The organism is Caballeronia sp. LP006 (assembly GCF_031450995.1).
Lineage (GTDB): Bacteria > Pseudomonadota > Gammaproteobacteria > Burkholderiales > Burkholderiaceae > Caballeronia.
Map to the genome: position 1 here is coordinate 387091 of NZ_JARTVW010000005.1, position 20499 is coordinate 407589.

Sequence of the window (20499 nt, forward strand, 5' to 3'; positions counted from 1 at the left end):
GCCTTTGAGCACACTGATCGTTCTACTACCGCCGCGCGATCCGGCGGTGCGCTCGGAAGAGTGGCATCTGCCCGACCTGCCGTTCGTGCTGCTCGACAAGCGCGGCGAAACTCAGCGCGCTGGCCGCGCATCGCTCGGCTTGCTGCCGCGTGCGAACGCGACCGTGCTGATCGTCGCCGCGCGCGACACGCTGCTGCTCGCCGCGCAAGTGCCGCCGCTGAAGGGGCCGCGCTTGCGTCAGGCGCTGCCGAACGTGATCGAGGATCAGGTGATCCAGGACGCGCAGACTTGCCATATCGCCGTCGATCCCGTCGCGCTCGCCGATGGCCGGCGCGTGCTCGCGGTCATCGATCGCGGCTGGTTCCGCTTCGTGCGCGAGGCATTCTCTGGCGCGGGGCATCGCAATGTGAAGGCGGTGCCCGCCATGCGTTGCCTGCCGATTCCGTCCCGCGAAGCCGATGAAGCACTTGCCGCGCCGCCGTTCGTCGCCGGACTGCTCGGGCATGTGGTTTCGACCGCGCCCGCGCTGATCGGCGAAGTGGCCGCGCCGGCCGCGCTTGTCACGCCGCGCATGGAAGTGGCGATTGCGCGCGGCGAACACGCGGCGCTCGGCGAGGGACTCGCCTTGCCGTCCGACTCCATAGCCGCAACGCTCGACGCTCTCGCGGGCGATCAGCCGGTCACCGTGTATTCGCTTCTCGATCTTCCGGGCGACGAGCCGCGTCTCGCATCGTCGCGGGCGGCGGCGAGCATCGTCGGCGCAGAGCCGCTCGCGTTCGAGTCGCTCGCACGCAATGCGCTCGCGAGCCGCTTCGATCTGTGCCAGTTCGAGTTCGCCGCGCAGCCGTGGCGGCTCGACCGCACGACGATGCGCCGTCTGCGCGTGCCGATCGCGCTCGTGGTGGCGTCGATCGTCGTATCGATCATCGGGATCAACGTGCAGTGGATTCAGCTTGCGCGTCAGCGCGACGCGATCAGCGCGCAGATGACGGAGTTGCTGCTCAACGCCTTCCCGAAAACCACCGTCGTGCTCGACGCGCCCGATCAGATGACGCGCAATCTCGATCGTCTGCGCGTGGCGTCGGGCGAGCTGTCGCCATCGGATTTTCTGACACTCGCCGATGGCCTCGCGCGTTCGCTCGGGCCGGTGCCAGTGAACGGCATCGCGGGGCTGGATTATCGCGATCGGCATCTCGAAGTGACGTTCAAACCGGAGACGAAGGTCGATGGCGATCTTTCCCGGCGTCTTTCGGCCAACGGGCTGAACGGTGCAATCGACAGCAACACGGGTAAGTGGACGATCAGGAGCGGTCAATGAAAGCGGAACTCGGACGTTCGCTCGGGGAGTTTTGGGAGGCGCGCACGGCACGCGAAAAGGCGCTGCTGTTTTGGGGCGGACTGGTTCTCGGCCTCGCGCTCGTGTATCTGGTGCTGTGGGCGCCTGCCTTCGAAGGACGCGGCCGCTTGCGCGACACGCTGCCCGCCATGCAACGCCAGCTCGCGACGATGACCGCGCAAGCCAACGAGGCGCGCTCGCTCGCGGGCAATTCGGATAGCGTGACGCCGACGGGCGGCGCCTTGCGCGATGCGCTCACCAAGTCGCTGGCGGACAGCGGCATGCAGGCGACGCAGGTGCAGGTGATCGGCGCGGCGGTGCAGATTCAGTTGAAGAACACGTCGTTTCCGAACTGGACGCTGTGGCTCGACGACGCCCGCAAGCAGTTCAAGGTGCAAGTGTCGGAGGCGCATGTCACGGCGCTTCAGCCGGATGGCCAGGTGGATCTGACGGCATCGCTGCAACCGGCGAGCGTGAAGTGACATGAGCTATTGGACTCGCCGAATCCGGTACGCGCTGCCGGCTTTTTTTGTGATGATCTTGTCGGTCGCCGGCACGCTGCTCGTAATGCTGCCCGCCGCCTGGATCACGCCGCAATTCGCGCGCGTAACGGGCGGCCGCGTGAATCTCGTCGATCCGGCGGGTTCGCTCTGGCGCGGTTCAGCCACGCTCATGCTCGCGACGGGTGGCGACGTTTCCGGCGCGACGCTGCTGCCGGGGCGTATCGAGTGGACGACGGCGTTTTGGCCGCTTTTCACGGGCCGCGTTCACATGAGCATGCGCCAGAGCGAAGCGATGCCCGACGCCGTGATCGTCGATGCCACGCCGCGCGGCGCGTTTCTTTCGGCTGGCGGGATCGCCGTGCCGGCCACGTTGCTTTCCGGACTCGGCGCGCCGTTCAACACGCTGAACTTCGATGGTTCGGTGCGGCTCACATGGACCGAGTTCCGCGTGCTTGGCAGGAATGCGTATGGTCAGGTGGTCGTCACGCTGGACGACATGTCGTCGAGAGTATCGCGGGTGAAGCCGCTCGGGTCGTATCGGGTGGCGTTGCAGGCGCAGGGTGAATCGGCGGAAATCGATCTCACGACTACGCGTGGCCCGCTCCTGCTGAAGGGAAACGGCACGGTGTCGCAGGGATCGACGGCGTTCAACGGCACCGCGACGGCGGCGCCCGAGCAGCGCGAGAATCTGGCGGGACTGTTGAATCTGCTAGGCCGGCATACGGATCAGGATACGGTGGCGCTGACCTTGGTGCGGTGAGGCGGTGCTGGCTTTCGGATGTCGTTAGTGCCGGTGCGGTTGTGCAAGTTGTCTTTCCAACGGCGCTTCGGATTGAGCGGTTCGTGCGCGCACGTTGAACAACGAAGGCGCACTGAGCGCACCGCTTGCGCTCGCGAGATTTTTTGCTCAGCTGGCTTGTGCTTGCTTGCCCGCAACGCGGCGCACCAGGCAACACGCATGCGTTCGAGCTTGCACGGGCGTTTTAGTCGGCTGACGCGCGCTTGTCGCTAGCCGATAGCGTCTGACTGACGATATCGGAAGCCGAAGCCGAAGCCGAAGCCGAAGCCGAAGCCGAAGCCGAAGCCGAAGCCGAAGCCGAAGCCGAAGCCGAAGCCGAAGCCGAAGCCGAAGCCGAAGCCGAAGCCGAAGCCGAAGCCGAAGCCGAAGCCGAAGCCGAAGCTGGCGGCTGCGCCGCCCCCGTTTCCAGATCCATCTGCGCGACATCCCACCCGCCGCCTAGCGCCTTCACCAATCCCACCGACGAGACCATCCGCTGTCCCGCGATATTCGCCAGCTTCTGCTGCGCCGTGAACGCCGTGGTTTGCGCGGTCAGCACGTTGATGAACGCGACCGTCCCCGCCTTGTACTGATTGTTGATGATCGCGAGCGCCTGCTGCGCCGACTCCACCGCCTGCTGCTGCACGACGACTTCCTTCTCGAGAATGCGCAGCGAAGCGAGATTGTCTTCGACATCCTGAAACGCCGTCAGCACCGTCTGCCGATACGTCGCGACATTCTGGTCGTAAGCGGCACGCGCGGCGTCCGTGCGGGCGGCGCGCAAACCGCCATCGAAAATGGTTGCGGCGATGTCCGGGCCGAGCGTCCAGAAACGCGACGGCGCGCGCAGCAATTGCGACAACACCGAGCTTTCGAAGCCGCCCTGCGCGGAGAGCGTGAGCGTGGGAAAGTACGCCGCAATTTCCACGCCGATCTGTTCGTTCGCCGCCGCAGCCTTCCGTTCGGCCGATGCGATATCCGGCCGCCGTTCGAGAATCGCGGATGGCATCTGCGCGGGCACGGTCGGCGGCGTGGCATCGAGCGGCATCTGCGTCAGCGAGAAGGTCGAAGCCGCCTCGCCGATAAGCACGGCGATGGCATGCTCGTACTGCGCGCGCGCGACGCCGTTATCGATTGCCGATGCCTGCGCCGACTGCAACTGCGTCTGCGCCTGAATCACGTCCGAGCGCGCGACGATTCCTTGCCCATACTGATTCTGCGTGAGCTTGAGCGACTGCTGATAAGCGGCGACGGTATCGTCCAGAAGCCGTTGTTGCGCGTCGAGCGAGCGCAACTGGAAGTAGGTCTGCGCGAGGGTGCCTTGCGCGGACAGACGCGCGTTCGCGAGATCGGCTGCCGCGCCCTGCTGGCCGGCCTTCTGCGCCGATACCGTGCGGCTCACGCTGCCCCAGAGATCAGGCTCCCAAGTGGCATCGAGCGATGCGCTGAAGCTGTTGCCGACGGTGCTGGAACTGTTGCCGAACGTAGAGGTGCTCGTGGAACGCGTGCCGGCACCTTGCCCAGAGCGCGACCCCGAAGCCGACGCACCGATGGTCGGGAAATATGCCGCGCGCGCCTCGCCGACGAGCGCCCGCGCCTGCCGATAAGCCGCCGCATATTGCGCAACCGTCTGGTTCGACTGATTCAGCCGCGCTTCGAGGTCGTTGAGCGTTGCGTCGTCGTAAATGGTCCACCACGTTCCGCGATCGGTTTGATCGGCGGGCTGCGCGACTTTCCAGCCTTCGGGCGCTTCCTTATAGGACGCGGGCATTGCCGTGGACGGGCGCTGATAGTCGGGGCCGACCGCGCAACCGGCGAAGGACAACGCCAGCGTGGCCGCAAGCGCAGTGGCGGAAAGGCGCAGCGAGGATGAAACAGCGAGGCGAGACGGCATCTGCTTTCGAAATTCCTGTCGGCGGCGCTTCGTCCGATACGACGAATGCGACTGCCGAGATGGTAATGGAACGCTCGCGAAGCAGGTCGTGGGACTTGCGCGCGAGCGTCAGGCAGACGTTAGGGTAACGGCTTCGGCGTAAGGTGGGTGTTACGCGGCAGCGGAAATCGGTTACGACGCGTTACGCGCTTCAGGCGCCGCCTGCTCCGCCGCTACTGGAGCAAGCGCACGGCGCGGGAAGCAAGGTGCGGTTGGATGCACGCGCGGGCTTTTTAGTCTTGCGCCGCTGCCGATTCTCGAACCATCCCATGGCCAGCACGATGAACGAACCGCCCGGCATCAGGAACACGATCAGATACAACGCGAATTTCCACGAGTTCAGATTCGGCGGGACGAACTGACGGGATGCGTTGGCGATCGAGCTGCTGACTTGGCCGAAACGTCGGCCGGCGGTGCGGGCAAAGCGGGTCATCGAAGGGTCCTTGGGGCGTCGCGAACGACGCATCGGGCGATCAGAACATGGTCTCGGGTGGCGCATGTCGCGCGTAACTCGGTGCCTTAAATAATATTGACTATGCAAGTAGTTTTCAAGATACTACCGATTGCTTTTTTCGGAATGTTGCTTTTCCGGGACGTTGCATAGCTTTGCGCGTCGTCCCACGGACCGTCGAATGACCAGCGAACCGCTTTACGATCCGGCCACGATTCAACTCGACACCAGCCTCGGCTACTACCTTGCGAAGGCTCGCAACGTGTTGATCGCGCGAACTGACGAAGCGCTGCGGCCGCTCGATCTGACGTCGCAACAAATCGGCGTGCTGCTTTTCCTGGCAGCGGGTCGAGCGCGCACGCCGCTGGAACTGTCGCGCGAGATGTCTTACGACAGCGGTTCCATGACGCGCATGCTGGATCGGCTGGAGAAGAAGGGTTTCATCGGCCGCACGCGTAGCGACGCGGACCGGCGCATCGTCGAACTGAATCTGACGGACCGTGGCCGCGCCGCCGCCGCGCAACTGCCCGCGCTTGGCGCTGCGGTGCTGAACGAGCAGTTGGAAGGCTTCAGCCGCGCCGAACTCGATCTTCTGACGTCGATGCTAGCGCGCATCATCGGCAATTCGCCTGGTGCTGGCCGCGCAGGTTGCGTCGGATGCGTGGAAGACGCCGAGGAGTGACGAAGCAGCGGCAACGTAGCCGCCAAAAGCCGCGTATTTCGCTGTCTGGGCAGAGAATGCCGCGGCACGGACTTTCGAACGCATAAGAGAACAGATATGTCGACGACCGCGACTGCCGAACCCGCCACGCCCGCGCCGCGTCCGCTCACGGGCGGCATCCTCGCCTTGCTGACAATGGGCTTGGCGCTCGGCACCTTCATGGAAGTGCTCGACACATCCATCGCCAATGTCGCCGTGCCGACCATTTCAGGAAGTCTGGGCGTCGCGACGAGCGAAGGCACGTGGGTAATTTCCTCGTACTCGGTTGCATCCGCGATCGCCGTGCCGCTCACCGGCTGGCTCGCGCGCCGCGTCGGCGAAGTGAAACTGTTCACTATCTCCGTGCTGCTGTTTTCCGTGGCGTCGGCGCTTTGCGGCTTCGCGCATAACTTCGAATCGCTCATCGGTTTCCGGCTGCTGCAAGGCCTCGTATCCGGCCCCATGGTGCCGCTGTCGCAAACCATCCTCATGCGCAGCTATCCGCCGGAAAAACGCGGACTCGCGCTCGGTTTGTGGGCAATGACCGTCATCGTCGCGCCAATTTTCGGTCCCGTGATGGGCGGCTACATCACCGACAACTACACGTGGCCGTGGATCTTCTATATCAATGTGCCGATCGGCATCTTTTCGGCGGCGATTGCGTACTTTCTCCTGCGCGGACATGAGACCAAGACGACGCGACAGCGCATCGACGCCGTCGGGCTCAGTTTGCTCGTGATCGGCGTCGCGAGCCTGCAGATGATGCTCGATCTCGGCAAGGACCGCGACTGGTTCAACTCGACGTTCATCGTCACGCTGGCGCTCGTCGCGGCGGTATCGCTCGCGTTCATGTTCGCGTGGGAGGTGACGGAAAAAGAACCGGTGATCGACCTGTTGCTGTTCCGCGACCGCAATTTCGCAATGGGCGTGATGATCACTTCGCTGGGCTTTCTCGCGTTCTTCGGCTCGGTCGTGGTATTGCCGCTGTGGCTGCAAACCGTGCTTGGCTATACGCCGTGGCTCGCGGGTCTTGCAACCGCGCCGGTCGGCATACTCGCGCTCGTGCTCTCGCCGATGATCGGGCAAAACATGCATCGCATGAATCTGCGCGTGGTCGCGAGCTTCGCGTTTATCGTGTTTGCGTTCGTGTCGTACTGGAACTCGACCTTCACGCTCGATACGCCCTTTAGCCACATCATCTTTCCTCGTCTGATTCAGGGCATTGGCGTCGCGTGCTTCTTCGTACCGATGACGACCATCACGCTATCGAGCGTCTCCGACGAACGGCTCGCGGGCGCGGCGGGGCTGTCGAACTTTCTGCGGACCTTGTCGGGCGCGATAGGCACGGCGGTCAGCACGACCTTCTGGGAGAACGACATGATCCGCCATCATTCGGTGCTCACGGAGTCGGTGAGCGCCTATTCGCAAGGCACGACCGCTTATTCGGACCTTCTCTCGGGACTGGGGCTTTCAGGGCAGGCACTGACGGCGCAACTGGACCGCGTGGTGTCGGCGCAGGCGTACATGATGTCGACCAACGACTTCTTCCGCATTTCCTTCTATGCGTTTCTCGTGCTCGCCGCGATGGTCTGGCTGACGCGCCCGAGGAAAGGCGCGTCGGCGACGACGGGACACTGACGCCTATTGCGGCGTGAGCGGTTCGCCCGACTGGCCCGGCTGGCTGTCGAGATTGAGCGGTACAGGCTGCGGATTCGTCTGCACGGCTTGCGGCGTTGCGCTCACGGGGCGCGTCGCGCCATTGCGCACGAACTGCTTGAAGTCCGCGCCCGCTTGCCACGGACCCGGCTGGCAGCCGAGCGGACTGTCGCAATGCGCGGCGAAACCGATCGTGGCCGTGCCTTCGTTGCTCGGCGTCTTGGTGATCTGGTAAGCAAGCGCACGCTTGCCGCTCGACGGTCCTGCCGTCTGGATGATCGAATCCGTGATCGCCTGAAGCTTGTACTCCGAATGATTCGTCACCCAGACTTGCGCGCGCGCCCACCAGGCGTCGCATTCCAGCTTGCTCATGCAGGTGAGCGGCGCGGTGGCCTGCTCCATCGTCTGACTGCTGACCTGGCCTTCGCTCGTGCAGCTCGCGAGCAGAACCAGCGCTGCCGTCGCCGATGCGGCCTTCAGTAATTTGGTGCTCATTGCATCCCCGCTAGTCGATAAGTCCTTGATCATTTTGACTGATCCCGCCGGGCGGCGTGTCTGCGCGTTTCGGGTTGTTTCAAACACGCGTAACGCTTGCCGCGCGCACGAGGCGCGGGCAAGGTAAAACTACGCGCCGGTTCAGCGCGCGCCCGCCTTGTAGTCGCGATACGCGGTGACGAATTCGTCGAACGTTTCGGTTTGATTGCGTTCGATGTCGGCTTGCTCTTCCAGCGACTTCGCGGCAAGCGCGGCCATCTCGCCTGCTTCTTCGGGCGAAAGCGGACGCTCGCGGAAGAACTCCGCATGCTGGCGGCTCAAGTCGAGCGCGAAGGCATCGAACGATTGCTGCTTGTCGCGCATCGTCTGAAGCACGCGTGCCGAAGGCGTCAGCGATGCATCGCGAATGCGCGGCCGCAGTGCTTCGAGCACGCGCGTGGTGTCGTTCGTGCCGTCGAGTTGATCGAGGATCTTCGCAACCGGCGCAATGGCGTCGAACAATTCCTCGGCCCATTGCTGCATCGACACGGACGCGCCGTCGCGCGTGAGCGTCAGTCCTGGCTTGCGTCCTTCCTTCGATACCTTGGTGAAGTTGCCGTTCGCTTCGAGATTCGCTTCGCGCGAGAGCAGCGGGCTGTCTTCGAGCGCGCAGTAAAGCAGATAGGCGTCGAGAAAGCGCGAAGTGGCGAGGGAAATGCCGGTCGGCTCGAACGGATCGATATCCAGACAACGCACTTCGATGTACTGCACGCCGCGATCGGCCAGCGCATGCAGCGGACGCTCGCCCGAACGCGTGACGCGCTTAGGCCGAATGGTCGAGTAGAACTCGTTTTCGATCTGCAATACGTTGGTGTTGATCTGCACCCACTCGCCGTTACGCTGCGTGCCGATGGCCTGATAAAGCGCATATGGCTGGCTCACGGCGTTCGCGAGCACGTCGACATACGCGGCGAGATTGTCGTAACTCGGCAATAAATCCGCCTGCGCGGGGTTGTTCGTGTAGCCCAGATCGCTCATGCGCAGACTGGTGGCGTGCGGCAGATAGAACGTGTCCGCGTCGAGCGCTTCCAGGCTATGCGCCTTGCCTTCGATAAAGCGCCGGTTCAGCACGGGCGATGCGCCGAACAAATACATCAGCAGCCAGTTCGTGCGCCTGAAATTGCGGATGAGCGCGAAATAACGCTCCGACTGGAAGTCTTTCGCCGAGAGCGTGCTCGACGGATCGAGCGCTTGCCACGCGCGCCAGACGTTTTCGTCGAGCGAATAGTTGTAGTGGATGCCCGCGATACATTGCATCGTGCGGCCGTAGCGCAGCGCCAGCCCGCGCCGGTACACGTGCTTGAGCGTACCGATGTTCGACGTGCCGTAAAACCCGAGCGGAATGTCGTCTTCTGGCGGCAGCGAACAGGGCATCGAATCGTTCCACAGCAACTCGTCGCCGAGATGCGCGTAGGCGAAACGATGCAGCAGATCGAGACGATCGAGCGTCAGCGTGATATCCGTTTCCGCCGGCGTGATGAGTTCGACGAGCGCTTCCGAATAGTCGGTCGTGATGAGCGGATGCGTCAGCGCCGAGCCGAACGAACGCGGATGTGGCGTCGTCGCGAGCTTGCCTTCGGGCGTCACGCGCAGGCTTTCTTTCTCGATGCCGCGCAAGCCTTGACGCAACGCGTTGGCGTGCGGTCCGGACGCGAGCGCGGCGAGCCGGCGCTGATAGGCGCCGGCCTTGGGGTGAGCGGATTGCTGGTTTGCCATTGAAGCCGTTGAGCGAGGAGCGCAGGTGTTTCGCGCCCGGTCTTATTTTCGGGTAGCGGGCACTTTAACATCTCGGTGTTCGACGTGCTTGGGCCCAATGGCGGCGGGCGTTAGCGGGGATTTCCGGGGTTTGCGAGGGCCGCGCTCAGGACTTCGCGTCCCTTTGCGCGCGTTCGGTATCGAGCAAGGCCTCCTTGCGCGTCACGCCCCAGCGATACCCCGTGATCGCGCCGTCCTTGCCAATCACGCGATGGCAGGGAATCGCGAGCGCCACCGGATTCGACGCGCACGCGTTCGCCACCGCCCGCACCGCGCGCGGCGCGCCGAGCGCTTCGGCGATCTCGGAATAGGTGCGCGTCTGCCCGTAGGGAATGTTGCGCAACGCTTCCCAGACGCGCCCTTGAAACGCCGTCGCGCCGATGTCGAGCGGCAAATCGAAACGTTCGCGCGTGCCCTGCACGTAGGCCAGAACTTGCGCGACGAACGGCTCCAGTCGCGTGGCATCCTCGATTCGCTCGGCCATGGCGAATTCCACCGCCAATTGATCGATGAGTGCGCGGCCATCGTCGCCGAAAGCGATCTTGCAGATGCCCTTGTCGGTTGCCGCGACCAACACGACGCCGAGCGGCGTGTCGGCCGTCGTATAGCGCACGGTCGAGCCCGCGCCACGGCGCTTGTAGGCCGATGGCGTCATACCGAGTTCGGCGGGAACGGCGTCGTACAGACGCGAAGGCGAGCCGAAACCGGCGTCGTTGGTCGCACGGGTGACGTCCTGGCCGTGTTGCAACGCTTCACGCAGCACGCCCGCGCGCCTCGCCGCCTGATACTGCCGCGGCGATACGCCGACGATGCGCGAAAACAAGCGCTGCAAATGAAACGGGCTGACGTGCACGGCGTCGCTCAGTTGCGCGAGCGTCAGGCGCCGCTGCGGATCGGCGTCGAGTACCTTGCACGCGCGCTCGACAATCGCGAGTTCGCGCGGCAGGCCGGTCGGCTGGCAACGCTTGCATGGCCGATAACCCGCCTCGGCGGCGGCATCCGTCGTCTGGAAGAACTCGACGTTCTCCCGTCGCGGCGCCCGCGACGCGCACGACGGACGGCAGAATACGCCCGTGGTGCGCACCGCGAAGAAAAATGCGCCGTCAGCGCGCGCGTCGCGATCGACCACGGCTTGCCAGCGGCCGGCGTCGGTATCGAAATCAGGGACGATATGAAAGGTTTCCGCGATGTTCATGGCTGCTCCAGTGGAAGGGCGTGAATCCACTGTAAGGCCCTGTGAGAAAGGTTACGCGCCGTTTCTTGCGCTGTCATCGCGCGCCGCGTCCAGCAATTTCAGAATTGTGACGCACAGATGCCACACTTCGGCGCCATAGGGGTTTTTACTAAAAAAACTATTGCGTCGCATCAAGTGGCTGTGTAGTATTGGAACTGTCTCCTCCATGTCTCCTCCTGATATGGATTCAGCCCGCCAACTAGGCGGGCTTTTTTTCGTCTGTCGTATTTGGCGATGCCGCGCGCCGCATGGCTTTCGGGCGTAAAAAAACCGGGCGTCTGAAGCTCGCCCGGTTCGTTTTCACCGAGTTACATCACAGCACGTAGCGAGAAAGATCCTCGTCCTGCGCCACGTCGTTCAGTGCGCGATCCACATACGCCGCGTCGATTCGCACCGGCGTGCCCGCGTGGTTCCCCGCCGCGAACGACACTTCCTCCAGCAACTTTTCGATCACCGTGTAAAGCCGCCGCGCGCCGATGTTCTCCGTCTTCTCGTTCACCGAGAACGCGACTTCGGCGAGACGCCGGATGCCGTCATCAGCGAAATCGAGTTCCACGCCTTCGGTCGCGAGCAGCGCCTTGTATTGCTTGACGAGACTTGCATCGGTGGAATTCAGGATCGACTCGAAGTCCTGCACGGACAACGAATCCAGCTCGACGCGAATGGGAAAACGCCCTTGCAGTTCGGGAATCAGATCGCTTGGCTTGGCTAGGTGAAACGCGCCACTCGCGATGAACAGAATGTGATCTGTCTTGATCATCCCGTATTTCGTGTTGATGGTCGTGCCTTCGACGAGCGGCAGCAGATCGCGCTGCACGCCTGCGCGCGACACTTCCGCGCCGCCGGTTTCGCTGCGCGACGCGATCTTGTCGATCTCGTCCAGAAACACGATGCCGTTTTGCTCGACGTTCTGCACCGCGCGGCTCTTGACCTCTTCGTCGTTGAGCATCTTGCCGGCTTCCTCGTCGGTGAGCAACTTGAGCGCTTCCTTCACCTTCACCTTGCGGCGCGTCTTCTTGCCGCCGCCGATGTTCGCGAACATCGAACGAATCTGCTCGGTCATGTCTTCCATGCCCGGCGGACCCATGATGTCCATGCCGACTTGCGGCTGTTCGACATCGAGTTCGATTTCCTTGTCGTCGAGCGCGCCTTCGCGCAGCCGTTTGCGGAAGGTCTGACGCGTGACGTTGTTGCTGTCCTCGGCCGATTCCGCCGCGCTCGACGCGCCGAAGCCAACCGGCCGCGCGCTCGGCAGCAGAATATCGAGAATGCGGTCTTCGGCGCGATCCTCGGCTTTCGTGCGGACTTTCTTCATCTCGGATTCGCGCGTCTGCTTCACCGAAATCTCGATCAGATCGCGCACGATGCTGTCCACGTCGCGGCCGACGTAGCCCACTTCGGTGAACTTGGTCGCTTCGATCTTGATGAACGGCGCGTCCGCGAGCTTCGCGAGACGTCGCGCGATCTCGGTCTTGCCGACGCCCGTCGGCCCGATCATCAAAATGTTCTTCGGCGTGATTTCCTGACGCAGCGGCTCGGCGACTTGCTGACGGCGCCAGCGATTGCGCAGCGCGACCGCGACCGCTTTCTTCGCGCGGCCCTGGCCGATAATGTGTTTGTCGAGTTCCGAGACGATTTCGGCGGGAGTCATGGTGGTCATCGTTGGTCCTTTGCGCGCGTGCGCTTACTCGATCGTCTCGATGACGCGATTGTGATTGGTGTAGATGCACATGTCGCCGGCGATGGTCAGCGCCTTCTCGACGATTTCGCGCGGAGAGAGTTCGGTGTTTTCGGCGAGCGCCTGTGCCGCGGCTTGCGCGTACGCGCCGCCCGAGCCGATGGCGCAGATGCCGTTTTCGGGATCGAGCACGTCGCCGTTGCCGGTGATGACAAGCGTGGCTTGCGCGTCGGCGGCAATCAGCATGGCTTCGAGACGTCGCAGCATGCGGTCGGTGCGCCAGTCCTTGGCGAGTTCGACGGCTGCGCGCGTGAGATTGCCCTGATGCTTTTCCAGCTTGGCTTCGAAGCGGTCGAGCAGTGAGAACGCGTCGGCCGTGCCGCCGGCGAAGCCGACCAGCACCTTGCCGCCATAGATACGGCGCACTTTCTTCGCGCCGCCTTTCATGACGATATTGCCGAGCGTCACCTGACCATCGCCGCCCAACGCGACTTTGCCGCCGCTTCGCACGGAGACGATGGTCGTGCCGTGAAATTGTTCCATGTGCGTTCCTTGAGAAAACGAAGGACGCGGGCGGCTCGATCTAAAGAACCGCCACGCAGTCGAGAATTCGATGGAGTGCACGGCGCGGGGTTCCGCCCGACTCGAAAAGACGAGCGTCCGGCGCCGCGCACGCGCCGTCGTCGTGAACGGGCGCGTCGGATTCATTTTAGGGCGATGGGGAATTTATCAAGACACGCAATGCGCAGGACGCGCCGCGCAAACAAAAAGGCACACGCGGATGCGTGTGCCTTGCGTGTACCGGAGCGTTCGAACACGCGAATTTCGCGGCGGCGTCTTCCCCGTGGCGGGCGGCCCCGCGACGTTCGCCGAGAGAGACGCGCTTCAGTCGCCGAACAGCTTCTGACGCAGTTCGCGGCGTTCCTGTGCCTCGAGCGAGAGCGTGGCGGTCGGGCGCGCGATGAGACGCGGAATGCCGATCGGCTCGCCGGTTTCCTCGCACCAGCCGTAATCGCCGGACTCGATGCGCGCGAGCGACTGCTGCACTTTCTTCAGGAGCTTGCGTTCGCGGTCACGCGTGCGCAGTTCCAGTGCATGCTCTTCCTCGATGGTCGCGCGATCCGCCGGGTCCGGCACGATCACCGTTTCCCGCAGGTTCTCGGTCGTCTGTCCGGCATTCTTGAGAATGTCGGCTTGCAACTGTTCGAGCCGGTTCTTGAAGAAGGCGAGCTGTTCCTCGTTCATGTAGTCCTTCTCGCTCATCTTCAGGATTTCGGCTTCGGTCAAGAGTTTCGTTGTCATCTGCTTGCTTCTTCAATGTAAGGCGAAGTCTTCCGCAACGCCCCGACTACATTACCCGCATGCAGCGTCATGGCATCACGCGACACGTCGATGCGGGGCCGAACTCCTCTGGAAACCGATTACGGATGTGTCCGGTACGCGGGGCATTTTTTCGCATGTCCGCGGGCCGGGCCTTCCTGCGTTGTTTCGATTCGCCTTCCCCCGCTAAATCGAGATAACGCAAAACAGGCCATCCCTTCTCCTGACATCCGACAGCGTAAGGCTCAGATGTGACTTCAAGCCATGCGCCAAACGGATTTGCCCTTCTCCAGTGGGGCTGTATTGTAACTGAACCGCAATTTCCGACGACAACGAGAAAACCCTGTCAATTTATGTCGGAATTTCAAAAATATAACGCGTGGACGTACAAAAAGCGATGCTGCTTCGTGGTCGCGACTACACACGCCGCACGAAAGTCACGCTACGAAAAACGCCGCGCGCGATAGGCCGCGGCGGCGTTTCCAGCTTTTCGCGCACGCTTCCGGAAGACGGGAACCGCGGCTATCAAGCGATATGCATGCCAATCTATTTGACGAGGCAGGCGTCGAGGCCGTCGAAAATCAGATCCTTCGGCAACTCGATACCGATGAACACCATCTTGCTGTTCTTCTTCTCGATCGGCATCCACTTGCTGGCGAGGTCGCTGCCCATCATCTGATGCACGCCCTGGAACACGACCTTGCGATCCACGCCCTTCATATAGAGCACGCCCTTGTAGCGCAACAGACGCTCGCCGTAGATCTGCAAGATGCCGCCCAGGAAGTCTTCGAGGCGGTTCGGATCGAACGGCTTGTCGCTGCGATACACGAACGACTTGATCTTGTCGTCGTGATGCGCGTGATGGTGATGATGATGCTCATGGTCGTGGCTATGATCGTGACCGCAAGTGGCGTGATCGTGGTCGTCGCCGTGATCGTGCGCGTGGTCATGGCCGTGATCGTGGTCGTGGTCGTCTTCCGCGAGGAAATCCGGGTCGATCTCGAGCTTCGAATTCAGATTGAAGCCGCGCAGGTCGAAGATTTCCTTGATGTCCGCATCGCCGAAATTGACGACGCGAATGGCCGCGCGCGGGTTCATGTGCAGCAGGCGATGCTTGAGCGCTTCGAGCGCGGCGGCATCGACGAGATCGGACTTGGTGATGAACAGGCGGTCCGCGAAACCGACCTGACGCTGCACCACTTCGTGCTGGTCGAGCTGCGCGTTCGCGTGTTTTGCATCGACGAGGGTGATGATCGCGTCGAGCAGGAATTCGTCGGCGACGGTGTTGTCCATGAAGAACGTCTGCGCCACGGGGCCCGGATTCGCGAGACCCGTCGTTTCGATCACCACGCGGTCGAAATCGAGCGTCCCCGCCTTCTTGCGGTTAGCGAGGTCTTCCAGCGCGCGCGCCAGATCGCCGCGAATCGTGCAGCAGATGCAGCCGTTGCTCATCTGGATGATCTGCTCGTTCGTTTCCTGCACGAGGATTTCGTTGTCGATGTTCTCTTCGCCGAACTCGTTCTCGATCACGGCGATCTTCATGCCGTGCTGCTCGTTCAAAATGCGCTTGAGCAGCGTGGTTTTGCCGCTACCCAGAAAGCCGGTCAGGATGGTTACGGGAATCATGGTGTCGCCTGTGTCCTTGTCTGTGTTCGGGGATTGCGCGGGCCGCGGCAGGCGCAATGAGTCGAATATTGAAACATATTTGCCGAACCGGTGCTCCGTGCGACCCGGTTACGTGGCCGCTAGATAAGGGCGCTCACGCAATTTGCAACAGCAGCCCTTTCAGGTATTCGCCTTCGGGAAAAGCCGTCAGCAAAGGGTGATCGACGCCCGCGCCGAGCCGCTTGAGGATGCGCGCATCGACACGCGCGTCCGACGCCGCACCCGCGACGATCTTCTGGAAGAGGTCCGAATCGATCGCGCCGGAACACGAATACGTGAAGAGCAGCCCGCCCGGACGCAGCAGCTTGAAACCGCTGAGGTTGATGTCCTTGTAAGCGCGCGCGGCGCGCTCGACGCTTTCCTTCGACGGCGCGAACTTCGGCGGATCGAGCACGATCAGGTCGAAGCGCCGGCCTTCGTCGTAAAGACGGCGCAAGGTCTTGAACGCGTCGGCGTCGAGCCATTCGGCGCGTTCGGCGTCGAAGCCGTTTGCCGTGACGTTGGCGCGCGCCAGGGCGAGCGCGTCGCCGGACGAATCGACGGACACCACGCGCGTGGCGCCGCCCTTGAGCGCCGCGAGCGAAAAGCCGCCCGTGTAGCAAAAGCAGTTGAGCACTTCGCGGCCTTCCGCGTTTTGCTGAACCAGCACGCGGTTGTCGCGCTGATCGACATAGAAGCCTGTCTTGTGGCCGTGCATGACATCGACGTGATAGCGCACGCCGCATTCGTTCGTGATGAGCGTCTCGGGCGGCGCGTCGCCGGCGAGCACGCCGGTGGTTTGCTCGAGCCCTTCCTTCTGGCGAATCGACACATCCGAGCGTTCGTAGACGTTCGGACAGCCGGTGGCGTCGATTAGCGCCTGCACGATCGCCTCTTTCCAAGCTTCGACGCCCGTTGCCATGAACTGGCAAACGAGTTGCGCGCGCGCGCCTTCGTCGGCGACGTAGTAATCGACGATCAAGCCGGGCAAGCCGTCCGCTTCACCGAAAATGAGACGCGTGGCGCCGGTATCGCGCACCATCGTCTGCCGATGCGCGACCGCGCGCTGCACGCGACGCTTGAAGAACGCGTGATCGACCGGTTCGGCTTCGTCGAAAGACCAGACGCGCGCGCGAATCTGCGAATGCGGGCTATACGACGCGCGCGCCAAAAAGCGGCCGTCGGCCGCGCGCACGGCGACGGTCGCGCCAGGCGCGGGATTGCCGTCGATCCGCGCGATGGCGTTGGCGTAAATCCACGGATGGCGGCGAACGAGCGACCTGTCCTTCGCCGGTTTGAGCGTGATGGTATGCATGAGAATGTCAGGCGCGGGCGCTCATGCAAGCGCCCGCAGGTTAATCGCGCTTCTTCGCGCGCGGGTGCGCTGAATCGTAGACGCGAGCGAGATGCTGAAAATCCAGCGATGTATAGACCTGCGTGGCCGTGATGCTCGCGTGACCGAGCAACTCCTGCACGGCGCGCAGGTCGCCGCTCGATTGCAGAACATGCGTGGCGAACGAATGCCGCAACACGTGCGGATGTACGTTCGACGGAATGCCCGCGAGGAGCGCCATGCGCTTCACGCGCTCGCGCACCACGCCGGGCGCCATGCGGTTGCCGCGCACCGAAATGAAGAGCGCGTGCGGGTCGTGCTTGACGAATTCGCCGCGTACCGCGATCCACGCGCGCAAGGCATCGACTGCCTTGCGTCCGACCGGAACCGAACGCCGCCGGTTGCCCTTGCCGAGCACCGTCACTTCCTCGTGCGCGAGATTGAGCCAGCCTTGCGAGCGGTATTCGGCGGTCTCGACGAAATGCACGTCCAGCCCGACCAGTTCGGCGAGCCGCAAGCCGGACGAGTAGAAGAGTTCGAGGATCGCGTGATCGCGCGCGGCTTCGGTTGTGCCGGCCTGGGGCGCGTCCATGAGCGCCATGGCGTCATCGACGGAAAGCGCCTTCGGCAAGCTCTTCTCGCGCTTGGGCGCGCGAATGGTCGCCACCGGATTCGCGGGCATGTCGACTTGCTGCGCGAACCATCGATAAAACGCCCGCCACGCCGACAGCCGATGCGCGATGGAGCGCGACGACAGCCCCGCCGAATGCGCCCTGACCACCGCGCCGCGCATATCGAGCGCGGTCAGCGATTCGAGCGGACGGTCTTTGGCGAGCGCGCGCAGTTCGCTCAGTTCGTACGTGTAGCCGCGCAAAGTGTGTTCGGACAGACGCCGCTCGTGTTCGAGCATCGAAAGATACGTGGCGATGGCTTCGGCGGCGTCCATGGCGATCTCAGTAAGGCATCAGACGGCTCAAAGCCGCGCTGGCCAATGCGCCGATCTGCGTGAGGAAGTCGGTCGCCATGCCGTCGTGAAAGCGGCGCGGATCGGGCGAGCCCATGACGAGCAGGCCGAAGGTGGGCGCATCCGGACCGGCTTGCGGATCGCGCAGGGCGATCAGCGAGATCGATTCGATCTTGCGCTGCGCGGCGCCTTCTCCGGCAACGGTCGTAGCCGACGCCGAGTTCGGCGCGCCAAGCCACTGCGCCGCCGCGAAGCCGCTGTTCGCGCCGCAATACGGCACTTCCAGATTGTTCGCGAAGATGCGCACTTCCTCGCCGACCTGACGCGCGAAGTCGGCCTGGCGATACCCTTCGTCGACATCCCAGACGCGCAGCGCGGCGTGCGGAACGTCGAAGACTTCGCACAGGCCGCGACTGATGGTCGAGGGCAACGCGTATGGATCGCGCTGCGCGATCACGCGCACGGTCCAGCGGTTGAACTTCGTCGAGATGCTGTCGTTTTCGTGGCCGTAGCGCAGCAGTTCGGCGAGGCGCCGTTCGAGTTGCTTGTTCTTGTCGCGCAGCATTTCCATCTGGCGTTCCTGCAGCGACACGGCGGATTTGCCATGCGGATTGGACAACCGGATCGTGCCGAGCAGTTCAGCGTGCTCGGTGAAGAAATCGGGGTTGTCGAGCAGATAATCGGCGACTTCGCGTGGATTCATGGTCGATGGTCGTAATGATGCGATGCGTATGCAAACTCAGCCGGCGATGCGGTCGAGGTCGATCTCGCCTTCGAAAACCGTCGCGGCGGGTCCGGCCATGAAAAGCGGCGCGGATTCGTCGCGTGCGCCGTCCCAGCCGATGGTGAGCGTGCCGCCGTGCGTCTCGACGCGCACCGGCGTGTCGAGCATGCCGCGCCGGATGCCTGCCGCCACCGCCGCGCACGCGCCCGTGCCGCACGCGAGCGTTTCGCCCGCGCCGCGTTCGTAGACGCGCAGCTTGACCGAATGACGATCGACGATCTGCATGAAGCCCGCGTTGACGCGCTTCGGAAAGCGCGCGTGACGCTCGATCAGCGGACCTTCGACGAGCACGGGATACGCTTCCACGTCATCCACGATCTGCACGGCGTGCGGATTGCCCATCGAGACGACGGAAATCCAGCGCGGTTCATTCGCGTAGCCGTTCAGATCGAGCGGCCAGAGCGTGTCGTTGCCTTCGTTGCGGCCTTCCAGACCGTGCGCGTCGAAAGGCACTTCGGGCGCATGAAACACCGGCGTACTCATGTCGACCGTCACTTCGCCATTGGCTTGCATGGTCAGCGTGATGACGCCGTTTTGCACCTGCACGCGCACGGTGGCGGCGTCGGTCAGCTTGCGGTCGCGCACGAACTTCACGAAGCAGCGCGCGCCGTTGCCGCAATGTTCGACCTCGCCGCCGTCGCAATTGAAGATGCGGTATTTGAAATCGACGCCCTCGATGGTCGGCTTTTCCACCAGCAGCAACTGGTCCGCGCCCACGCCGAAATGACGGTCGGCGAGCGCACGCACTTGCTGCGCGCTCAGATCGAGCGCCTGCGTGTAGCCGTCGAGCACGACGAAGTCGTTGCCCGCGCCTTGCATCTTGGTGAATTTGAGTTTCATGGCGCTATTGTATGTGAGCCTCACCGTCACGTTTCATGACGTTTCGCGACGATCTGCGCCACCACGGCGCCATGCGCGCTCAATAGAAGCCCGGCTCGCCCGGCGGACGCGTTTTGAAACGCTTGTGCACCCAGTAATACTGCTCCGGTATGTGCGGAATCTGCTCTTCGAGGAACTCGTTCATGCGGCGCGCGTCGGCTTCGTCGTCGCCAGTGGGGTAGTTCTGCCACGGCTCGAAAATCTTCAGCCGATATCCCTTGTAGTTCGGCAGCACCTCGCCGATGAACGGCACCACTTGCGCCTTGCCCGCTTTCGCCAGCCGGCCGACGGCCGTCAACGTACACGCCTGAATGCCGAAGAACGGCACGAAGGTGGAATTGCGCATGCCGTAGTCCATGTCCGCGCCGAGCATTACCGGTTTGCGGTCGCGCAGCCAGCGCAGCACGATACGCGCGCTGTCCGCACGGCTCGCCATGTCCGCGCCGAAGCGGGCGCGCTGCGCTTTCGCGATTTCCTCGACCTGCGGATTCGAGAACGGTTGATACAGCGACCCGCATTGCCGATGCAGCGAGTAGTTCAGAAAGATCGATCCCGCCTCGATGCCGACGAAATGCAGGCCGAGAAAGAGCGTGGGCGGCAGGTTCGGGTCGGAGAGATCGACGGCGCTGTCCACCTCGATCAGTTTTTCGAGTTTCTTGGCCGAGCCGAACCACTGCACGCTGCGCTCCACATAGCTGCGGATGGCGTGGCGGAAATGCTGCTGCGCGACTTCCTCGCGGCGCTCGGGCGACCAGTCCGGAAAGCAGAGCGCGAGGTTCGTATGTACGATGCGCTTGCGTCTGCTCGGGATCTGATAGAGCAGCCAGCCGAGTCCGTCGCCGAAACGTGCCGTGATGCCGTAAGGGATGAGCGCCAGAAACTTGAGAAAGCCGAAGGCGAGCGCCACGCCAATGCGCCCTAACATGAGGTGCTCCAGCGAACAGACGGAGGTGAACTATGGACAGAAGATTGTTTCGGGACGAATGGGGACAAGCGTTCGGCTCAGTAAAAACACGG

General features: G+C 63.1%; 19 protein-coding genes. 5 read left to right on the forward strand and 14 right to left on the reverse strand.

Going from position 1 to position 20499, the window contains the following annotated elements:
* Positions 1–4: 4 nt before the first annotated feature.
* From gspL to P9250_RS18480, 3 genes are read left to right on the forward strand one after another with little or no spacing between them, the layout of a single operon-like run.
* Positions 5–1318, forward strand: coding sequence for a type II secretion system protein GspL (gspL, locus tag P9250_RS18470; RefSeq protein WP_250492854.1), 1314 nt, complete (start codon positions 5–7; stop codon positions 1316–1318).
* On the forward strand, positions 1315–1818 hold the full coding sequence (gene gspM / locus P9250_RS18475; protein WP_244826648.1) for a type II secretion system protein GspM: 504 nt from the start codon (positions 1315–1317) through the stop codon (positions 1816–1818). The genes gspL and gspM overlap by 4 nt, the downstream gene beginning before the upstream one ends.
* Before the next feature lies 1 nt (position 1819).
* Positions 1820–2599: a type II secretion system protein N gene (locus P9250_RS18480; RefSeq protein WP_250492855.1), complete on the forward strand. Its 780-nt coding sequence runs from the start codon at positions 1820–1822 to the stop codon at positions 2597–2599.
* A 223-nt stretch (positions 2600–2822) separates the two neighbouring features.
* On the opposite strand, the gene P9250_RS18485 is transcribed toward P9250_RS18480, so the two are convergent.
* Entirely contained in the window at positions 2823–4511 is a 1689-nt protein-coding gene (locus P9250_RS18485; RefSeq protein WP_310394494.1) for an efflux transporter outer membrane subunit, read from the reverse strand.
* Positions 4512–4701: 190 nt separating this feature from the next.
* Positions 4702–4983, reverse strand: a complete 282-nt coding sequence (locus P9250_RS18490; RefSeq protein WP_310394496.1) for a hypothetical protein — start codon at positions 4981–4983, stop codon at positions 4702–4704.
* Positions 4984–5182: 199 nt separating this feature from the next.
* Between P9250_RS18490 and P9250_RS18495 the strand changes: the two genes are divergently transcribed.
* Positions 5183–5683: a MarR family transcriptional regulator gene (locus tag P9250_RS18495; protein ID WP_310394498.1), complete on the forward strand. Its 501-nt coding sequence runs from the start codon at positions 5183–5185 to the stop codon at positions 5681–5683.
* A 96-nt stretch (positions 5684–5779) separates the two neighbouring features.
* On the forward strand, positions 5780–7339 hold the full coding sequence (locus tag P9250_RS18500) for a DHA2 family efflux MFS transporter permease subunit (RefSeq protein WP_310394500.1): 1560 nt from the start codon (positions 5780–5782) through the stop codon (positions 7337–7339).
* A 3-nt stretch (positions 7340–7342) separates the two neighbouring features.
* Here P9250_RS18500 and P9250_RS18505 read toward each other — a convergent pair whose 3' ends face one another.
* The 12 genes from P9250_RS18505 to P9250_RS18560 form a co-directional block, all read right to left on the reverse strand.
* Complete coding sequence (locus P9250_RS18505) at positions 7343–7852, reverse strand: hypothetical protein (protein ID WP_244826654.1); 510 nt, start codon at positions 7850–7852, stop codon at positions 7343–7345.
* Positions 7853–7993: 141 nt separating this feature from the next.
* Positions 7994–9607: a glutamate--cysteine ligase gene (gene gshA / locus P9250_RS18510; protein WP_310394502.1), complete on the reverse strand. Its 1614-nt coding sequence runs from the start codon at positions 9605–9607 to the stop codon at positions 7994–7996.
* Between the two features lie 145 nt (positions 9608–9752).
* Complete coding sequence (gene ada, locus P9250_RS18515) at positions 9753–10841, reverse strand: bifunctional DNA-binding transcriptional regulator/O6-methylguanine-DNA methyltransferase Ada (RefSeq protein ID WP_250466237.1); 1089 nt, start codon at positions 10839–10841, stop codon at positions 9753–9755.
* A gap of 352 nt (positions 10842–11193) precedes the next feature.
* Positions 11194–12540, reverse strand: a complete 1347-nt coding sequence (gene hslU, locus P9250_RS18520) for an ATP-dependent protease ATPase subunit HslU (protein ID WP_244826657.1) — start codon at positions 12538–12540, stop codon at positions 11194–11196.
* Between the two features lie 24 nt (positions 12541–12564).
* On the reverse strand, positions 12565–13101 hold the full coding sequence (hslV, locus tag P9250_RS18525) for an ATP-dependent protease subunit HslV (RefSeq protein WP_244826658.1): 537 nt from the start codon (positions 13099–13101) through the stop codon (positions 12565–12567).
* Between the two features lie 342 nt (positions 13102–13443).
* Entirely contained in the window at positions 13444–13860 is a 417-nt protein-coding gene (gene dksA, locus P9250_RS18530; RefSeq protein ID WP_035962045.1) for an RNA polymerase-binding protein DksA, read from the reverse strand.
* Between the two features lie 564 nt (positions 13861–14424).
* Entirely contained in the window at positions 14425–15504 is a 1080-nt protein-coding gene (locus P9250_RS18535) for a GTP-binding protein (protein ID WP_250466241.1), read from the reverse strand.
* 133 nt (positions 15505–15637) lie between these two features.
* Complete coding sequence (locus P9250_RS18540) at positions 15638–16837, reverse strand: class I SAM-dependent rRNA methyltransferase (RefSeq protein WP_250492862.1); 1200 nt, start codon at positions 16835–16837, stop codon at positions 15638–15640.
* A gap of 40 nt (positions 16838–16877) precedes the next feature.
* A complete protein-coding gene (gene xerC, locus P9250_RS18545) occupies positions 16878–17801 on the reverse strand; it encodes a tyrosine recombinase XerC (protein ID WP_250509699.1) in 924 nt (307 codons plus the stop codon).
* Positions 17802–17808: 7 nt separating this feature from the next.
* The gene (locus P9250_RS18550) at positions 17809–18522 is read right to left on the reverse strand and encodes a DUF484 family protein (protein WP_244826662.1); all 714 of its coding nucleotides are present in this window, start codon (positions 18520–18522) and stop codon (positions 17809–17811) included.
* 36 nt (positions 18523–18558) lie between these two features.
* Entirely contained in the window at positions 18559–19443 is an 885-nt protein-coding gene (gene dapF, locus P9250_RS18555; RefSeq protein WP_310394506.1) for a diaminopimelate epimerase, read from the reverse strand.
* Between the two features lie 79 nt (positions 19444–19522).
* Positions 19523–20407, reverse strand: a complete 885-nt coding sequence (locus P9250_RS18560; protein ID WP_244826664.1) for a lipid A biosynthesis lauroyl acyltransferase — start codon at positions 20405–20407, stop codon at positions 19523–19525.
* Between the last annotated feature and the right edge of the window lie 92 nt (positions 20408–20499).